Genomic DNA, 18635 nt, shown 5'->3' with positions numbered 1-18635 from the left:
TCTTTTTATTAGAAAAAACCATACTAAATCTATTATATTTTGCTTTATGTAGGCTTTTGCTACAATATTCCTTTTGTGAATTAATCGTATCATAGCACTTTTATAAAGCAAAGTGTTTCCAGAATAATTTTTTTAATTTTCTAATAAAAGGAGGAGCTATTAATGTTAAACCCTAATATTTCTGAAACGAATGCTTTTGTACGTATGATGTGTGGTGTAGCAATGACTGCATTTGGTGTCGGCAGAATTGCACGTAAGCCTCAATGTACAGTAGGACGTATGATGATTCTTGCTGGTTCGATGAAGGTTGCAGAAGGTTATTATCAATACTGTCCAGTAGTTGCAATGGCCAATTCCGAACAAATGAGTGAAATGATGCCAGTTAATGATTAATCCTTAAAATAAGTCCTAAAAAAGCTGTGTTAAAAGTCTATTTGACCATTAGCACAGCTCTATTATTATTTAAATGTTCTCCAACCAATATCTTGACGGAAGAAGAAGTGTGACCATTGCTTTTTCGCGAGCTCTGTATAGACTTTTTCCTGCGCTTCTTTTAATGTTGCGGCTTCAGCAGCAACTAAAAGCACTCGTCCGCCATTGCCAACAAATTGACCATCTTCAAATTTTGTACCTGCATGGAACACTGGCAAGACAATATCGGACAGCTCTGGTAATGCATTTCCTTTTTCTACATCACCCGGATAGCCTTCAGCAGCTATCACAACCCCTAACATCGCTTCATCTTTCCACTTTAACTCAAACGGCTTTTCATTCATTAAGCTAATCATAAATTCGCCAAAGTCAGATGCCATACGTGGAAGAACAACTTGTGTTTCCGGGTCACCAAAGCGTGCATTAAATTCGATAACCTTTGGGCCTTTTGCTGTTAAAATTAATCCTGCATACAAAATACCTGTAAACGATACACCTTCTGTCTCCATTGCTTGTACTGTCGGTTGAACGATTGTATCATAAGCAACCTTTACTACATCCTCAGATATTTGCGGGACCGGTGAATAAGCACCCATTCCCCCGGTATTCGGACCTCGGTCGCCATCATATGCACGTTTATGATCTTGTGCAATAACCATTGGATAAATTTGCCCTTTATGTACGAAGCTCATAAAGCTGAATTCTTCGCCATCCAGGTACTCTTCAATTACTACGCGAGATGATGAATCACCAAAGCGCTGGTTGCCGATCATATCCTCAACTGCTTCAATTGCTTCCTCTTCTTCCATCGCTACAATAACACCTTTACCAGCTGCTAAACCATCTGCTTTAATAACAATTGGGGCGCCTTGCTTTTTAATGTAGGCAACTGCTTTATCTGCTTCAGTAAATGTTTCGTGTGCAGCTGTCGGAATTTGATATTTGTTCATAATATCTTTTGCATAAGACTTAGAACCTTCAATTTTTGCTGCAGCCTTAGTTGGACCGAAAATAACTAAGCCTTGCTCATTAAAGTAATCGACAATTCCTTCTGCCAATGGCTGTTCCGGCCCTACAAAAGTTAGAGCGATATCGTTTTCTTTGGCGAATTGTGCAAGTGCCACAAAATTTAATGCATCAATTGCAATCACTTCTGCATCCGCCCTCATTCCATCATTACCTGGTGCTACGAAAACCTTTTCTACAGATGGTGCGTTGTTAAATTGTTTAGCGATTGCATGTTCACGACCGCCACTACCAATTACAAGAATGTTCATGATAAGCTCTCCTTTAAAATGAATAGTTTAGTATAACTAGTTGGTTTAATGTAGGCGGCCACTCCTGAAACTCTATGTTCAGGCTGTGCCCGTGGAAAGCATCCATCGAAATAGAAATCAATGGGCTTAAAGTTAAAAAATTATATAAAAAAACGCCCGCCAAATTTTAGGCGAGCGTTTTTCATTAATGGTCATTCGCACTGCGATACCCGACCAAAAGTAGTGCTGTGCTTATTACAATTAATGATCATTTTATTATTAACATACATCTCCCGACCAAAGTCGATGCATTATTAATAAGTTATTATACGATGAGGACCCGGCCAAGAATCGCTCAATCGTCTTATTCATCCCTCTCCCAGCCAGAAAGAAGAATAAATAAAGCATTTGCAAACGCTTCTGCTAACGTCCGGCCAGAACATTAGCGAAACTTTATTCTATTATAACGAAAATCCGCAGTTTTCTCTACTAAAATTAAAAGGAATATAATGTTTTTAACATTAAGACACTAATTAGTGTTTGAAATGACGTACACCTGTAAATACCATTGCGATACCATACTTGTTTGCCGCATCGATGGATTCTTGGTCTTTAATCGAGCCGCCTGGTTGAATGATTGCCTTGATGCCAGCTTTTGCTGCTGCTTCTACTGTATCTCCCATCGGGAAAAATGCGTCCGATGCCAATGCCGCGCCTTGTGCTTTTTCACCAGCTTGTTCAAATGCAATTTTAGCAGCTCCAACACGGTTCATTTGCCCCGCGCCTACACCTAACGTCATTTGCTTGTCCGTAACAACAATCGCATTGGATTTTACATGCTTTACTACTGACCATCCAAGCTTTAACGCTTCCCATTCTTCTTCTGTCGGTTCACGGTCTGTAACGACTTTAATATCTGCTTCTCCAAAGCCGAAACGGTCTGGTTCCTGAACGAGTAAACCACCTTCTACCGCTACAACATTGAATTGGTCCTGCTTCTCTTGTGCAAAATCAATTGTTACTAAGCGAATATTTTTCTTTTGCGTTAAAATATGTAGTGCTTCTTTAGAGAATGAAGGTGCAATAATGATTTCTAGGAAAATACCTGATAATTTTTCAGCAGTTGCTTCGTCCACTTCTTTATTCAATGCAATAATGCCACCGAAAATTGAAGTTGAATCTGCCTCATATGCTTTATTAAATGCTTCTTCGATTGTTTCACCTGTACCAACACCACATGGATTCATATGCTTCACAGCTACAGCAGCCGGCATCTCAAACTCTTTTACAATTTGAAGTGCAGCATTTGCGTCCTGAATATTGTTGTATGACAATTCTTTTCCGTGCAATTGTGTCGCGTAGGCAATCGAGAAATCCGAACCTAGGCGTTTTGCATAGAAAGCAGCCTTTTGGTGAGGGTTTTCACCATAGCGTAATGTTTGCTTTAGTTCATAAGTTAACGTTAAGTTTTCAGGGAATTCTTCCCCGATTGCTGTTGTTAAATGATTTGAAATGTACGAATCATATGCAGCAGTATGACGGAAAACTTTTGCCGCTAAACGACGACGTGTTTCTAATGTTGTTTTGCCATCTGCCTTTAATTCTTCAAGTACTGCGGCATAGTCGTTACTGTCTACGATTACTGTTACATAATCATGGTTTTTCGCTGCTGAACGAAGCATCGTTGGACCACCGATATCGATATTTTCAATCGCATCATCCCAAGAAACATCTGGCTTTGAAATCGTTTCTACGAATGGATAAAGATTTACACAAACGATTTCGATTGGTTCAATACCGTGCTCCTCCATTTGTGCAACATGACTTGGTTCATCAAATTTACCAAGAAGACCGCCGTGAATCATTGGGTTCAATGTTTTTACACGACCATCTAAAATCTCAGGGAATTTCGTAACCTCATCAACTGCTGTAACTGGTACATTGTTTTCTTGTAATAAGTTTTTTGTACCTCCAGTTGAAAGTACTTCATAGCCAAGTGCTACTAATTCTTTTGCAAATTCTAAAATACCATTTTTATCTGAAACACTAATAAGTGCACGTTTCGTCACGATTAGGTCCTCCAATTTTTCTTTTTTTTCGGTGAGCAGTGCCCTCACAGGAGCGGCCCATGCGAAATTACGATTTAAATAACTGCTGTAATGTTTTCGAATAAAGTTTATGTTCTAATTTATGGATACGATTTTCTGTTGCTTCGCGGTCACCCTCTACAACATCAACGGCACCCTGTGCAATAATTTTACCTGTATCCATTCCGGCATCTACGTAATGTACGGTAACGCCGGTAATTTTCACACCGTGCTCCATCGCTTGACCTATAGCATCTTTTCCTGGAAATGATGGCAGTAAGGATGGATGGATATTAATAATACGATTTTCATAAGCCGTTAAAAGCGTTTCACCGATCAGGCGCATATACCCCGCTAAAATGACCCATTCAATCTCTTTTTCTTTTAGTAATTCAACAATTTTTGCTTCATAGGCAGCTTTATCTTCAAAGCTTTTTGGTGCTAACTCTGCTACTGGAATATTTAAACTTTGAGCACGTTTTACAACGTAGGCACCAGGCTTGTCTGTCACAACAAGCCCGATTTCGGCATTAAGCTTTCCGTTAGCGATACTTTCAGCAAGCGCTTGAAAATTACTGCCACTTCCTGATGCAAAAACGGCAATTTTCGTTGTCATTACACTAAACTCCCGTCATGCTCACCGTTGAAAATAACGCCTTCCCCTTTTACAACATGACCGATTTTGTAAGCTTTTTCACCTTCTGCCTCTACTGCAGAGATTACTTTTTCTGCTTCACTTGCTGGTACCGCAATGACAAAACCAATCCCCATGTTAAACACGTTATATAAATCTTTGTCCGCTAATGCACCTTTTTCTTTCAAGAAATCAAAGATACGTAATACCGGCCAAGTACCTAAGTCAATTTGTGTTGCTAACCCTGCAGGCATCATACGTGGTAGGTTTTCATAGAAGCCTCCACCTGTAACATGTGCACAGCCATGTACATCTGCAGATTTAAGTGCCGCTAATACAGGCTTTGCATATAGCTTTGTAGGAACTAAAAGTGCTTCTCCGATTGGACCAAGATCTTCATAACCTTCAACAACAGCGTCTACCGCAAAATTATTATCTGCAAATACAATTTTACGTACTAATGAATAACCATTTGAATGTACACCACTGGAAGCTAGACCAATTAATACGTCACCTTCAGTAATTTTCTCGCCTGTAATGATATCTGCTTTTTCACAGGCACCTACAGCAAACCCTGCCAAGTCATATTCGTCCTCTTCATATAGACCTGGCATTTCAGCAGTCTCTCCACCGATTAAAGCTGCACCAGACTGAACACAACCGTCTGCTACCCCTTTAACAATTTGCTCAATTTTTTCTGGTACTGCTTTTCCTACAGCCACATAGTCGAGGAAATAAAGCGGCTCTGCACCTTGAGCTACAATATCATTTACACACATTGCCACACAGTCAACACCGATTGTATCGTGCTTATCAACCATGAATGCCAGCTTTAGCTTTGTCCCAACCCCGTCTGTCCCTGAAATAAGAACTGGTTCTTTTAAGTTCAGTGCAGATAAATCAAACATACCGCCAAAACCACCGAATGTCCCCATCACACCTAGACGATTCGTACGCTCAACATGTGACTTCATACGCTTAACTGCTTCATATCCTGCTTCTATATTAACGCCTGCTTGCTCATATGCTTTTGACATAATGCCATGTTCCTCCTTGATTTCTAACAGTCTTTTTCATGTGGCAATACTGTATCAGGGAAAATTTCTGTCGGATATTTCCCTGTAAAGCATGCTAAGCAAAGACCCCCATTTTCATCTTCAAACGGACGATTTGTTGCACGTACCATTCCTTCTAATGATAAAAACGTGAGTGAATCCGCCTCAATTGCTTCACGAATTTCCTCGACACTATGGTTCGATGCAATGAGCTCCTCATGAGTCGATGTATCAATACCGTAATAGCATGGATCTGTCATCGGCGGTGAAGAGATTACGACATGTACCTCAGCTGCGCCCGCTTCTTTTAACATGCGAACAATACGTTTAGACGTTGTACCGCGTACGATAGAATCGTCAACCATTATGACACGTTTTCCTTTAACAACTTGTACGACAGGTGAAAGTTTCATCTTTACACCGCGCTCACGTAACTCTTGAGTAGGCTGGATAAATGTACGTCCAACATATCTGTTCTTAATCAATCCAAGCTCATATGGAATGCCACTTTCTTCAGAAAAGCCAATTGCCGCTGAAATGGATGAATCAGGTACCCCTGTAATAACATCCGCTTCAATATGGGCACATTCTTTTGCAAGCTCTTTACCCATACGTTTACGTGCCATATGAACATTAACCTCATCAATATTAGAATCAGGACGTGCAAGATACACATATTCCATTGCACACATAGTTCGTTTATCTTTTTCAACATAGCTATCTACTTCAAGACCATTATTTGAAATAATCAACAATTCTCCCGGCTCTACTTCACGAATGAATTCCGCACCAATTAAGTCAAATGCGCAAGTTTCAGAAGCAACAACGTATGCATCGCCCAGCTTACCTAATGAAAGCGGACGTAACCCATTACGGTCTCTTGCCACAATCATCTGATCATTTGTCAGCAAAATTATTGAAAATGCTCCTTTTAATAAAGACAAAGCTTCTTTTACTTTCGCACGGAAAGGTGAATGCTTTGATTTTTTTATTAAATGTACAACTACTTCTGTATCAGATGTAGAATTAAAAATACTACCAGAGCGCTCTAAAAACTGCTTTAAATGTGTGGCATTCACCAAGTTACCATTATGTGCAATCGCTAGTGAGCCTGTTGAAGACCGGAACAATAATGGCTGAACATTTTCCAGCCCTTTCCCGCCTGCAGTTGCGTAACGTACATGCGCAATTGCTGCATGCCCTACAACCTTACGTAACTTATCTTCATTGAATACGTCATTTACAAGACCTTCACCACGTACAGCCTGAAGCTGATTACCGTCAGTTGTGACGATACCAGCTCCCTCCTGACCACGATGTTGCAATGCGTGTAAACCGTAATAACTTAAGTGGGCTGCATCTTGGTTGCCCCAAATGCCAAATACGCCACATTCTTCGTTTAAGCCTCTGATTTCAGCAAGCATGGGATTGCTCCTTTCCAAGCAGAACGGAATTCCTCCACAGTACCTTCAACAAGTAAGCCAGTTTCACCGTTAATTTTAATCATTGCGTCAGCTGTTACCGACCCAATTTTTGTTGCATCTTTTACAAATGCTTCAAATGCAGCTGTATTTCCCTCTTTTACCGTTAAAACAAAGCGAGATTGTGACTCTGCAAATAGAGCTGTCGTTGCAGAACCAGTCAAAGTAACATCCAAACCTAGACCATTAGCAGCAAACGTTTTTTCAGCTAAGGCAACGGCAACGCCACCTTCAGAAACGTCATGTGCAGATTGTACAAGTCCTGCTTGAATTGCCTCTAAAATTGCCTTTTGACGAACTGCTTCTACAGTTAAATCAATTGATGGTGCTTTACCTGAAATACCACCTTCAACTAACTTTTGTAGTTCCGACCCACCGAACTCAGTTTTCGTTTCACCAATTAAGTACACAACATCACCGGCAGCTTTCACTTCCTGTGTCGTTACATGTGCTAAATCCTTTACTAATCCGACCATACCGATTGTCGGTGTTGGGTAAACCGCTTCACCTGAACGTTCGTTATACATCGATACATTACCGCCGATAACCGGTGCATCAAGTGCTAAACAAGCTTCTGCGATTCCGTCTGCTGATTTTTGAATTTGCCAGAAAATTTCCGGTCTCTCCGGGTTACCAAAGTTCAGGCAGTCAGTAATTGCAAGTGGTTGTCCACCAGAACATACGATATTACGTGCTGCTTCAGCAACTGCGATTTTACCGCCCGTTGTTGGATCTAAATAGATGTAGCGGGAGTTACAGTCAGTCGTCATCGCTAAACCTTTGTTTGTACCACGTACACGTAATACTGCTGCATCCGATCCAGGTGCTACTACTGTATTTGTACGAACTTGATAGTCATATTGGTCATATACCCACTCTTTAGAAGCGATTGTTGGTGCTTTTAATAAAGCAGTTAATGTTTCCTTGTAATCTACTACTTTAGGTTCTACGTTTTCCATCCCTTGATACTCAGCAAAGTAAGCTGGTTCAGCATCTGGCATATTGTACACTGGTGCATCTTCAGCAAGTGCATCAGCAAGTACTTCCGCTACTACTTCACCGTTGTGGATAAGGCGCAGCATTTTATCGTCTGTTACACGACCTACCGCTACTGCATCTAAATCATATTTATCAAAGATTGCTTTAATTTCTTCTTCACGACCTGCCTTTACAACGATTAACATACGCTCTTGAGATTCAGATAACATCATTTCGTAAGCCGTCATGTTTGTTTCGCGTTGAGGAACTAAGTCCAGGTTCATCTCTACACCAGTACCAGCTTTAGAAGCCATTTCTGCTGAGGATGATGTAAGACCGGCTGCACCCATATCTTGAATACCTACTAATGCATCGGATTTAACAACTTCCAAGCACGCTTCAAGAAGTAATTTTTCCATGAATGGGTCCCCAACTTGTACTGCTGAACGACTTTCTTCAGTATCTTCTGTCAATTCTTCAGAAGAGAATGTTGCACCGTGAATACCGTCACGACCTGTTTTCGCACCAACGTACATTACAGTATTTCCTACACCTGCAGCAACGCCTTTTTGGATATCCTTATGGTCAATTAACCCTACACACATTGCGTTTACTAGCGGATTTCCTTCATAACAAGGATCAAAACCAATTTCGCCGCCTACAGTCGGAATACCGATACAGTTACCATAACCCGCGATACCTGCAACGACTTCTTCAAATAAATATTTACCGCGCGCTGACTTTAATTCACCAAAACGTAAAGAGTTCAGCATCGCAATCGGACGTGCACCCATTGAGAAAACGTCACGGATAATTCCGCCTACACCAGTTGCTGCGCCTTGGTATGGCTCAATTGCAGATGGGTGGTTATGTGATTCCATTTTGAATACTACCGCTTGTTCATCACCGATATCAACTATTCCTGCACCTTCACCAGGACCTTGTAAAACTTGAGGACCTTTTGTTGGGAATTTACGCAGTACAGGCTTTGATTTTTTATAAGAGCAATGTTCAGACCACATAACTGAGAAAAGACCTGTCTCTGTCCAGTTTGGAATGCGTCCTAATTTTTCGATCGCTAAGTCAAATTCTGCATCTGTCATACCCATGTCCGCATATAGACGTTGTTCTTTAATCTGCTCTGGTGATGGCTCAAATTTAGTTGTTGACATGTTGTTCCCTCCACTGCTTCACAATTGATTTAAATAATTTCAGACCGTCTGCGCCACCAACGATTTCGTTTGCTGCACGCTCTGGATGCGGCATCATCCCTAATACGTTGCCTTCTTTGTTAATGATTCCTGCGATATCCGCTAAAGAACCGTTTGGATTTTCACCTTCGTATGTGAATGCGATTTGGTTATTCGCTTTAAGTTCTGCCAAAGTTTCCTCGTCACAATAATAGTTTCCTTCACCATGTGCGATTGGAATATTAATTACTTCGCCAGCTTCATACTGGTTCGTAAATAATGAGTTGTTATTTTCAACTTTTAATTGTACGGTACGGCACATGAACTTCAGGTTCTTGTTTCGGATTAATGCCCCTGGTAAAAGACCCGCCTCCGTTAAAATCTGAAATCCGTTACAAACACCTAACACAGGTTTGCCTTGTCCTGCAAACTCCTTTAATGCTGTCATAATGTTTGATTGGTTTGCCATTGCACCACAACGTAAATAGTCTCCATATGAGAAGCCACCTGGAACGAGTACCCCATCATAACCGTCTAAACTTGTTGCTGTATGCCACACATATTCTACTTCTTCACCTAATTCGTCCTTGATCGCATGATACATATCGATATCACAGTTAGACCCCGGGAAAACGAGTACTGCAAATTTCATAGTATTATGCCTCCTCGATTTCGTAACGGTACTTCTCGATAACCGTATTTGTTAATACTTTTTCACACATTTCTTTTACGATTGTGTCAACGTCACGGTCAGTATCGCTAATTGTAACTTCCAAATATTTACCGATACGTACGTCTGATACTTCGTTGTAACCGATTTTTTGTAAGGAGCCTTGAACCGCAGAACCTTGTGGATCTAGAATACTTTCTTTTAATGTTACATATATTTTGACTTTCTTCATGAGTTAATTGCCTCCAAGTTTTTGTAAAATAATTTCGTACACTTCAGTAATACTGCCTAAATCACGGCGGAATACGTCTTTATCAAGCTTTTGATTTGTTTTAGTGTCCCATAAACGACAAGTGTCTGGTGAAATTTCATCGGCTAATAATACATTGCCGTGGTTATCACGACCGAATTCTAATTTGAAATCGACTAATGTTACACCAACTGTAGCGAAGATTGGACTCAGCACTTCATTGACATGCAGAGCTGCGTTATATAATTCTTCTACTTCCGCCAGTGTTGCAATGCCTAACACATCGATATGCTCCGTCGTAATAAGGGGGTCGCCTAACGTATCGTCTTTATAATAGAATTCAACGATAGGACGTTTAAGCGCCGTACCTTCTTCAAACCCCAGGCGTTTCGCCAGGCTTCCTGCAGCGATATTTCGTGTCACAACTTCAATTGGAATAATTTCTACTTTACGTACAAGCTGTTCGTTATCTGAAAGACGTTTAACGAAGTGTGACTCAATGCCGTTAGCTTGTAATTTCTCGAAAATTAGCGTCGTAATTTGGTTATTTAAATTTCCCTTACCAGCAATATCAGCTTTTTTCTCGCCATTAAATGCTGTCGCACTATCTTTATATTCAACGAAAAGAACTTCCGGGTTTTCTGTTTCATATAATCGTTTTGCTTTTCCTTCGTACAAAAGTTGACCTTTGTTCATGACGTATTCCCCCTGATTTATGGATTAGTTAGTTAAGACCTAAACGTTCGAAAATCATATCAACATTTTGAATATGGTAGTTGTAGTCAAAGCAATCTTCAATTTCAGATGCTGATAGATAAGAAGTGATTTTTTCACTTGCCTCTACAAGCGGACGGAATTGAGTTTGCTCATCCCAAGCACGTGCCGTTAATGGTTGTACCGTATCGTACGCTTCTTCACGCGATAAGCCTTTGTCAATTAAAGCTAGTAAAATACGTTGTGAGTAGATAAGACCAAATGTGCGTTCCATATTGCGTTTCATGTTTTCAGGGAATACTGTTAAGTTTTTAAGAATGTTACCGAAACGATTTAACATATAATTCAATGTGATTGTTGCATCAGGAATAATGACACGCTCCGCCGATGAGTGCGAAATATCACGTTCATGCCATAATGACACGTTTTCAAAAGCTGTTAACATATAGCCGCGCATTAGACGTGCCATACCTGTCATATTTTCAGAACCAATAGGATTACGTTTATGCGGCATTGCCGAAGAACCTTTTTGTCCCTTTGCAAAGCCTTCTTCAACTTCACGAGTCTCTGATTTTTGTAAGCCTCGAATTTCTGTTGCAAACTTTTCAATTGATGTTGCGATCAGTGCTAAAGTAGAAAAATATTGTGCATGACGGTCACGCTGCAATGTTTGTGTAGATATTGGTGCAGCAGCTAAACCTAAATGCTTACATACATAAGCTTCAACACGCGGATCAATATTGGCATATGTTCCTACCGCACCGCTCATTTTACCTGTTTCAATTACGTTTGCCGCTTCTTCAAAACGCACTAAATTACGGCGCATTTCTTCTAACCACAATGCAAGCTTTAAACCAAATGTTGTTGGTTCTGCATGCACCCCGTGTGTACGACCCATCATAACTGTATTTTTGTGCTCTTTTGCTTTTTCAGTAAGGATGGCAATGAAATTATGTAAATCCTTCCGTAAAATTTCATTTGCCTGTTTGATTAAATATGATAATGCTGTATCTACAACGTCCGTAGAAGTTAATCCGTAGTGAACCCATTTCTTTTCATCACCAAGTGCTGGCGTTTCTGAAACTGCACGTGTAAACGCCACAACATCATGACGTGTCTCCTGCTCGATTTCATAAATTCGCTCCATATTAAATGATGCATTTTCACGTAGTTTCACAACATCTTCTTTTGGAATTACACCAATTTCAGCCCATGCTTCACAAGCTAAAATTTCTACTTCCAACCATGCCTTAAACTTGTTCTCTTCAGTCCAAATGGCACCCATTTCGGGACGTGTATAGCGTTCTATCATATATTTTCTCCTTCTATTCCGGCCAAATACCGGAATCCTTAATTTGTTTTATTGTTGTATTGATATCATCTGTCATAATTGTTACGTGACCCATTTTGCGATTTACTTTTGCTTCTGATTTTCCGTAAAGATGTATAGACCAATCAGGATATTTCGAAATAGAGTTTGTTAATGAAACGACATGCTGACCGAGCACATTAACCATAATCGATGGTCCCCATAACTTTGGCTTCCTTAAAGGCCATCCACATACAGCACGGATATGCTGTGTAAATTGGGATATATTGCACGCCTCTATTGAGTAATGACCTGAATTATGAGGGCGCGGTGCACATTCGTTAATAACAATACTGCCATCTTCAAGCACAAACATTTCTACTGCCAATGTACCGACTAATTGTAAATGATCCGCAATATTCATTGCCGCCTTTTCTGCCAATTCAGCCGTTTTAGTATCAATCCTTGCAGGCACAATTGTCTCATGTAAAATGTGGTTCACATGTACGTTTTCACCTACTGGCAGGCAGTAGGTTTCACCTTGCCCATTGCGCTGAACAATAACGGAAATTTCTTTCGTAAATGGAACAAAGCCCTCTGCTATACATTGTGAATGTGCAAATAAATCTTTTGCTAGCGGTAAATCATCCACAGACTTCAACAATTGCTGACCTTTTCCATCATAACCGCCTCTTGCTGTTTTCACGATACATGGGAAGCCAATTTCTCCAATGCTTTCTTGAAGTTTTTCATATGTAGTAGCGACAATGTACGGTGCTACCGGACAACCCGCATCAACAATCATTTGTTTTTCTGTAATACGGTTTTGTGTAATGCGCACAAGTTCCGCGCCTTGTGGAACGTAAGCAATTTGTGTTAGACGCTTTAAACCATCGTAATCTATATTTTCAAATTCATAAGTAATTACATCACTTACTTCTGCTAGTTCTTCCAGTGCTCCCTCATCATCATAGGCGGCAACAATGCGAATATCTGCCACTTGTCCACAAGGTGAATCCATCGTAGGTTCAAGTACCGCGATTTTATAGCCGGCTTCTTTCGCCGCTACTGCCATCATGCGACCAAGTTGGCCACCGCCGATAATACCAATTGTTTGTCCAGGGTAAATCATTTTTGTCACGTCAAGTCACCTGTGCTTTCTAAAACCTGCGCTTTTGTCGCTTCACGTCGCGCTTCAAGCTTTGTAGCAAGGTCGTGATCAAAGGCACCTAATATTTGTGCTGCAAGCAATCCTGCATTTGTCGCACCTGCTTTACCAATTGCAACCGTTGCTACTGGTACTCCACCTGGCATTTGCACGATAGATAATAATGAATCAAGACCATTTAATGCACGGGATTGTACAGGCACACCAATTACAGGTAATGTCGTTTTCGCAGCTACCATGCCTGGTAAATGTGCTGCACCACCTGCCCCAGCAATAATTACTTGAATACCTCTACTACGTGCACCTTCTGCATATTCAAACATTAGATCTGGTGTACGGTGAGCAGATACCACTTGTTTTTCATAAGGTACTTGCAGTTCTTCCAAAACGTCACAAGCATGCTTCATCGTTTCCCAGTCACTTGAACTTCCCATTATAACGCCAACTTTTGGTTCCATGAGTTTCGCTCCTTTAAACATCTTCTCCACTTGCGTAATTATTAACGAAAAAAATCCTCAAATAAACTACTCTCTGCGCGCATGAGAAAGCAGTTTACTTGAGGACTGTTAATAAAATATGTAGATATATGCATTTGCAATCCACACCCTTTTTATAATCATACCAAAAGTTGCTTTCCCACATAGTCCGGTATTTACGGTGCCGGGTAGAGACACTAGAGCCATATTCTCTAGCATATATGAGGGATTAAATGTTTTTCCTTTTCACATTTTAACAAGGGTTGGTTATAAAATCAACGCCAAAATGCGAACAATGTTTTTTAAGCAAAACTAATTGTTCGTGTTTTTAACTAAATATTTGTCAATCATCCATTAATATACCTTTAAATCGGATTTTTTGACGTAAGTAAATTGGTTCTCCATTTACTTCTTCAAATACTGGCTCCTCTTTCCGCCCAAACGCCATATAACCATCTTTCTTCATTCTTTCTAGACATTGCTCGATTGTCTCATTTTCTTCTACTTCATACCAAACTTGCTTTTTAGCCAAATTAGACACCTTCCACATCTTAAATATCGCTCTAACTATACCATGTAAGTTTCAAACCTTCCTAATGGAAACAATTGCATTTGTGAACGATTTGTCACAATTAAAAAATAATTTAAAAATAAAAGTGATTTTAGGGCATACCCATAAAACGAAGGTGGGCACAATTAAATTCATTGTAAAGCACTCATACGACAAGTGAAAGTAAAAGGCTATGTTACAAGTCCATTTGACTTTTCACATAGCCTTTACTAATTATTATTCTGTTAGCTCCATTTGCTCTGTTAGTTCCAATACTTCCTCAAATGTTAACGCTGGGTTTTCAAAAATGATGTTGTAGCGTAAACCATTTTCATCCCATTGTAAAAGGCGGAAAACTTCCATATCCATTTTCGTTCCTTCTTGCCCGCGAACTTCGATACGCTCTTCCTCTTCACCGAATGGAGCTTGTGGCTTGAACACGGAAAGCGTGAATTGTGGCTCTTCATTTTTAAAATAGCGCAGCGCAATTTCATTAGTTTGTGGTACATTCAGATCTTCAATTGATTCTAACGTATAGCCTGTTGATTTCGGCGCAATTAAAAACGAACCTAACTTTTCTGTTGCTTCTTCTAATGTTAGCTGTTTTGGTAGTTCAACTTTTTCTTCTTGAATAATGGCATCTTCCGGTAAATCTGCTACAAATAATGCGTCATCAATTTTAGCATTCGGCTCGAACTTTTGGAATTCAATCGTTGTTTCTAAGCCGCCACTTTTTGAAACAGATTTCAATGTCATCCATGTTTTCTTATCCACCCATATTTCCATGTCGCCAATTAATGTATTTGGCTTTTTCGCTTTTGCGATTAAATGGTAAGTATCATGACCTGCAATCTTCTCATCCTGACCTACTGTAATATCATGGGAATTTTTAATTATTTCTAATATACGAAGTGCCTGCTCTTTTACTGAAATTTTTTCGAAGCCTTCCCCGAGATCACCTAATTCGAAGACAATTGCTGTATTATTAGATTTTGTATAAGAAATAAATGACGTTCCATCATTAATTGAAAAGTTTTCCTCACCATTTGTATCAGTAGTTTCTACACGTATTTTCCCGTTCTTTTCCCAATGCTTCGTTTCACCCGTTCCCTCATCTCCCATATCCACTGTATACTCTGCATAATATGAAGACAGTTCAGATGTCTCTTGCATTGCCGTCTCTAAAATTTCCTGTGGTGAATAGCTAACTTGATCATTACAAGCCGCTAATAATAGCGATAAAATAAGTGCACTTGAAAGTATTATTCTTTTCAATTTGACCTCTCCTTAGGTAGCCATATAACAATAGCTGTTTTATTTTGATCTGAAATTGCTTGAATCGTGCCGTGATGCTTTTCAATTATTTGCTTAGCAATACTTAAACCAAGACCTGCCCCTCGCTGACCTAAACTACTGCGTGCTTCATCTACCTGATATAACGGCTCAAACATTTTTTCACATTGCTGGTGTGAAATCGTTGCCCCGCTATTTTCAATAACGACGTATACACCTTCATTGATGCATGTTTCAGCCAATTCTTCATTGCACCATTCAGGTATGTTCGATGCTTCAAAAGCTGCGATATGAATGGATCCCCCCCTATTTGTATACACCCAGGCATTCGATAGAATATTATCCATTACACGCATAAATTGTTTTGGATGAACAAGATAATTATCTTGAACTTGAATCGTCGTTGTAGAATGGAAACCTTTTTCCTTACTAATGTGCTCATAGTCCCCTAAGAGCATTTCAAAAAATTCATTACCGTCCACTGATACGAGTTCAAGTTCATACGTAGGGGATTGTAGTAAAGTAAACATCATTAAATCATCAAGCAACTGTTTCATATAATCCGATTTAGAATGAATAACGTGTAAATATTCCTGTTGCTCATCTTTCGTAAGTTTCCCTGCAAGTAAACTTTCTGTATAAGCTTGAATGGACGTTAACGGTGTTTTTAAATCATGAGAAAGACTAGCAATCATAAAACCTTTTTGACGTTGTTCTTCCTCAAGATGTTTACGAGCTGCTTCGATTTCTTGCTGCATTGCCTGAAAGTTTGCTGTCAGTTCGCCAAGTTCGTCTTTTCCGATTGGCAACTGTTCCGTTTTTTCACCTTTCGCATACGCTCTCATCTTTTCAATTAATTGCTTCACTGGTCGATTCAATCGGATATTCAAAAAATATATAACGGCACTATACAAGACAATGAGTACTACCCCTAAGCCAGCTCCGACAATGATTGCTTTTTGATTTACTTGCTCCACCCACTCAGTGCGAGTAAGTGTTATTTTATAAACACCCTTTATTCCCCCACCTTCATAGACAGGCTCTTTATAAACAAACGTTTCATAATTTTGCTGAAACTCATATAGATTTTTATATAATCTATCTCTCATTTCAAAGCCCGTAGAATTTGTAAATGGATTGGAACTATAAAGTGTAGCTCCGTTTGCACTGTAGAGCGTAATCATTAATTGATCGGATGTTAACTTTTCAATCTCTTCAAAAGTATTTGTCCTGTTGTATAGCGATGTATCATTTAAAATCTCCTTTAAATCCGTAACCGTATTCCATTTTTCAAAGTACTCTTCTACATTTTTATCTTGGTAATATGCATTAATTGATACATATAATCCGTATACCGCAATAAGTGGAATAATCATAATAAGCAAATAGGTTATTAGTAACCATGACTTAATCTTCATACTTGTTCACCAATAAAACGATAGCCCTTCCCCCAAACAGTTTGTATAAAGTAAGGAGACTTCACAGGATCCTTTAATTTTTCACGCAATGCTTTTATGTGGACTGTTACAGTATGTGTCTGATCTAACTCTACTTGCTGCCAAACATGGGTATATAACGCTTCCTTTGTAAACAGCTCAAATGGATTTTGGGCAAGTACTTTTAATAAGGCAAACTCTTTTTGGGTTAAGTTGATTACATCATCCTCTAAATAGACACGTTCTTTTGGCCAATCAATTTTTAACCCATGCATAAATGTAATTACTTCATCGGCAGCCTGAACTTTGTTATATCGCTGCCATCGTCGTAATTGAGACCGGACTCGAGCTTTCAATTCTTCTAAGGAAAACGGCTTCGCTAAATAATCGTCTGCACCCTGTAACCCTTCAACTTTATCAGCATCATTATTTTTTGCGCTAATCATAATTATCGGAACATCGCTTTTTAGACGTATATGTTCGATCATTGATAAACCGTCCATTTCGGGCATCATCCAATCAACAAGGATTAAATCATAGTCGCCGGCAGAAAAATCCTCTAATCCTTCAATACCTGTCGTTGCCCATGTCACTCCATAATCTTCTTTCATCAATGTATCTTTAATAATGCGCGCAATTTCACGATCGTCTTCTACTAAAAGAATTTGTTGTTTCAATCCGTCCGCCTCCTATATAAACTATAACAAGTAATTTTTTGAACTTATGTAACTTTATAAATCCTTTATATTTTATCTTATATATGGGACTTTGTTTATAAAACAAGGATTATATTGTAGATAGTGCAGGCTGTTTATATAAAGAATTGTTCGAGCGTAGAAGGCAAGGAGGGGATTTCGGTTAATAACATTTTGCTGTTATTATTTCTTCGATAAAAAGGAACACTCTAAAAAAACTGTCCAAGTTGAATTGGTATCTCGAACAACTGGGCAGCCGTTCATTCATGTCTGAGGCACGTGTTGTAACTTACCTAATCGGTAACGGTGTAGCATGTGTAATGGGCATACAATCATAATAGGCTGCTTAGCACCGTTACAATACGGTCGCTAGCAGCCTATTATGATTGTATGTATATTTAAAGTATTAGCGTCGAAATCTAGCTTGTTACACTATTAAGCACAACTATTAAAATGCTTCTTCTATCAACAATACGATCTTCTCGCAATCATGAAGAACAAAGTATATTAAATTCAGAGCTTCAGCCTTAACAGAGGAATAATAAACCGAAATAAATGCACAAAAAAACCACTGACAAATCAGTGGTTTTTTTGTGCGAAGCGACGTCCTACTCTCACAGGGGGAAGCCCCCAACTACCATCGGCGCTAAAGAGCTTAACTTCCGTGTTCGGTATGGGAACGGGTGTGACCTCTTTGCCATCATCACTTCACTATTTTCGGCTTCCAATACACGGCGCTATCCTTCGTCAACTTCCCTCGCTCTTTCAGTCACGTACTTAAGTACGCTCCTTCAATCACTCAGTCGTTTCCTCGACTAGCTTGTGTCTTGAAACCCTTAGAAAAAATATTCATTCTTTCAAAACTGGATAAACGTTTCATTGAGTTGTGCAATAAAATGTGGTTAAGTCCTCGACCGATTAGTATTCGTCAGCTACATGCGTCACCGCACTTCCACCTCGA

17 protein-coding genes, 1 rRNA gene and 1 riboswitch are annotated in these 18635 nt (G+C 39.6%); of the genes, 1 reads left to right on the top strand and 17 read right to left on the bottom strand.

The window, feature by feature from the left end; all coding sequences use genetic code 11:
- Positions 1 to 162 precede the first annotated feature (162 nt).
- Positions 163 to 393, top strand: a complete 231-nt coding sequence (locus tag H9635_RS13730; protein WP_191700883.1) for a YgaP-like transmembrane domain — start codon at positions 163 to 165, stop codon at positions 391 to 393.
- 65 nt (positions 394 to 458) lie between these two features.
- On the opposite strand, the gene purD is transcribed toward H9635_RS13730, so the two are convergent.
- The 17 genes from purD to rrf form a co-directional block, all read right to left on the bottom strand.
- Positions 459 to 1709, bottom strand: coding sequence for a phosphoribosylamine--glycine ligase (gene purD, locus H9635_RS13725; protein WP_191700882.1), 1251 nt, complete (start codon positions 1707 to 1709; stop codon positions 459 to 461).
- A 512-nt stretch (positions 1710 to 2221) separates the two neighbouring features.
- Positions 2222 to 3757 carry a bifunctional phosphoribosylaminoimidazolecarboxamide formyltransferase/IMP cyclohydrolase gene (gene purH / locus H9635_RS13720; RefSeq protein ID WP_191700881.1) on the bottom strand — a complete coding sequence of 512 codons (1536 nt, stop codon included), beginning with the start codon at positions 3755 to 3757 and terminating at the stop codon, positions 2222 to 2224.
- A 67-nt stretch (positions 3758 to 3824) separates the two neighbouring features.
- Positions 3825 to 4391: a phosphoribosylglycinamide formyltransferase gene (purN, locus tag H9635_RS13715; protein ID WP_191700880.1), complete on the bottom strand. Its 567-nt coding sequence runs from the start codon at positions 4389 to 4391 to the stop codon at positions 3825 to 3827.
- Positions 4391 to 5446 (bottom strand): phosphoribosylformylglycinamidine cyclo-ligase, encoded by a 1056-nt coding sequence (gene purM / locus H9635_RS13710; protein ID WP_191700879.1) that lies wholly within the window; start codon positions 5444 to 5446, stop codon positions 4391 to 4393. The genes purN and purM overlap by 1 nt, the downstream gene beginning before the upstream one ends.
- A 23-nt stretch (positions 5447 to 5469) precedes the next feature.
- Entirely contained in the window at positions 5470 to 6888 is a 1419-nt protein-coding gene (purF, locus tag H9635_RS13705) for an amidophosphoribosyltransferase (protein ID WP_191700878.1), read from the bottom strand.
- Positions 6864 to 9095: a phosphoribosylformylglycinamidine synthase subunit PurL gene (purL, locus tag H9635_RS13700; protein ID WP_191700877.1), complete on the bottom strand. Its 2232-nt coding sequence runs from the start codon at positions 9093 to 9095 to the stop codon at positions 6864 to 6866. The genes purF and purL overlap by 25 nt, the downstream gene beginning before the upstream one ends.
- Complete coding sequence (purQ, locus tag H9635_RS13695) at positions 9082 to 9765, bottom strand: phosphoribosylformylglycinamidine synthase subunit PurQ (protein WP_191700876.1); 684 nt, start codon at positions 9763 to 9765, stop codon at positions 9082 to 9084. Before purQ ends, purL begins: the two co-directional genes overlap by 14 nt.
- Positions 9766 to 9769: 4 nt before the next feature.
- Entirely contained in the window at positions 9770 to 10015 is a 246-nt protein-coding gene (gene purS / locus H9635_RS13690; protein WP_191700875.1) for a phosphoribosylformylglycinamidine synthase subunit PurS, read from the bottom strand.
- A gap of 3 nt (positions 10016 to 10018) precedes the next feature.
- Positions 10019 to 10729 carry a phosphoribosylaminoimidazolesuccinocarboxamide synthase gene (purC, locus tag H9635_RS13685; protein WP_191700874.1) on the bottom strand — a complete coding sequence of 237 codons (711 nt, stop codon included), beginning with the start codon at positions 10727 to 10729 and terminating at the stop codon, positions 10019 to 10021.
- Positions 10730 to 10757: 28 nt separating this feature from the next.
- On the bottom strand, positions 10758 to 12059 hold the full coding sequence (gene purB, locus H9635_RS13680; RefSeq protein ID WP_191700873.1) for an adenylosuccinate lyase: 1302 nt from the start codon (positions 12057 to 12059) through the stop codon (positions 10758 to 10760).
- Between the two features lie 13 nt (positions 12060 to 12072).
- Complete coding sequence (gene purK / locus H9635_RS13675) at positions 12073 to 13197, bottom strand: 5-(carboxyamino)imidazole ribonucleotide synthase (RefSeq protein WP_191700872.1); 1125 nt, start codon at positions 13195 to 13197, stop codon at positions 12073 to 12075.
- Complete coding sequence (purE, locus tag H9635_RS13670) at positions 13194 to 13682, bottom strand: 5-(carboxyamino)imidazole ribonucleotide mutase (RefSeq protein ID WP_191700871.1); 489 nt, start codon at positions 13680 to 13682, stop codon at positions 13194 to 13196. Before purE ends, purK begins: the two co-directional genes overlap by 4 nt.
- Positions 13683 to 13845: 163 nt before the next feature.
- A riboswitch (purine riboswitch) is annotated at positions 13846 to 13945 on the bottom strand.
- A 98-nt stretch (positions 13946 to 14043) separates the two neighbouring features.
- Positions 14044 to 14232, bottom strand: coding sequence for an NETI motif-containing protein (locus H9635_RS13665; protein ID WP_191700870.1), 189 nt, complete (start codon positions 14230 to 14232; stop codon positions 14044 to 14046).
- 255 nt (positions 14233 to 14487) lie between these two features.
- Positions 14488 to 15525, bottom strand: a complete 1038-nt coding sequence (locus H9635_RS13660) for a LolA family protein (RefSeq protein WP_191700869.1) — start codon at positions 15523 to 15525, stop codon at positions 14488 to 14490.
- Positions 15522 to 16961 (bottom strand): sensor histidine kinase, encoded by a 1440-nt coding sequence (locus H9635_RS13655; RefSeq protein WP_191700868.1) that lies wholly within the window; start codon positions 16959 to 16961, stop codon positions 15522 to 15524. Before H9635_RS13655 ends, H9635_RS13660 begins: the two co-directional genes overlap by 4 nt.
- A complete protein-coding gene (locus H9635_RS13650) occupies positions 16958 to 17656 on the bottom strand; it encodes a response regulator transcription factor (protein WP_191700867.1) in 699 nt (232 codons plus the stop codon). The genes H9635_RS13655 and H9635_RS13650 overlap by 4 nt, the downstream gene beginning before the upstream one ends.
- Before the next feature lie 613 nt (positions 17657 to 18269).
- Positions 18270 to 18385 (bottom strand): 5S ribosomal RNA (gene rrf, locus H9635_RS13645).
- Positions 18386 to 18635 lie beyond the last annotated feature (250 nt).

Source organism: Solibacillus faecavium, assembly GCF_014836905.1.
GTDB classification, from domain to species: domain Bacteria; phylum Bacillota; class Bacilli; order Bacillales_A; family Planococcaceae; genus Solibacillus; species Solibacillus faecavium.
Note: the sequence above shows the minus strand (reverse complement) of the source record. Positions and strands in the feature narration are given on the sequence as shown.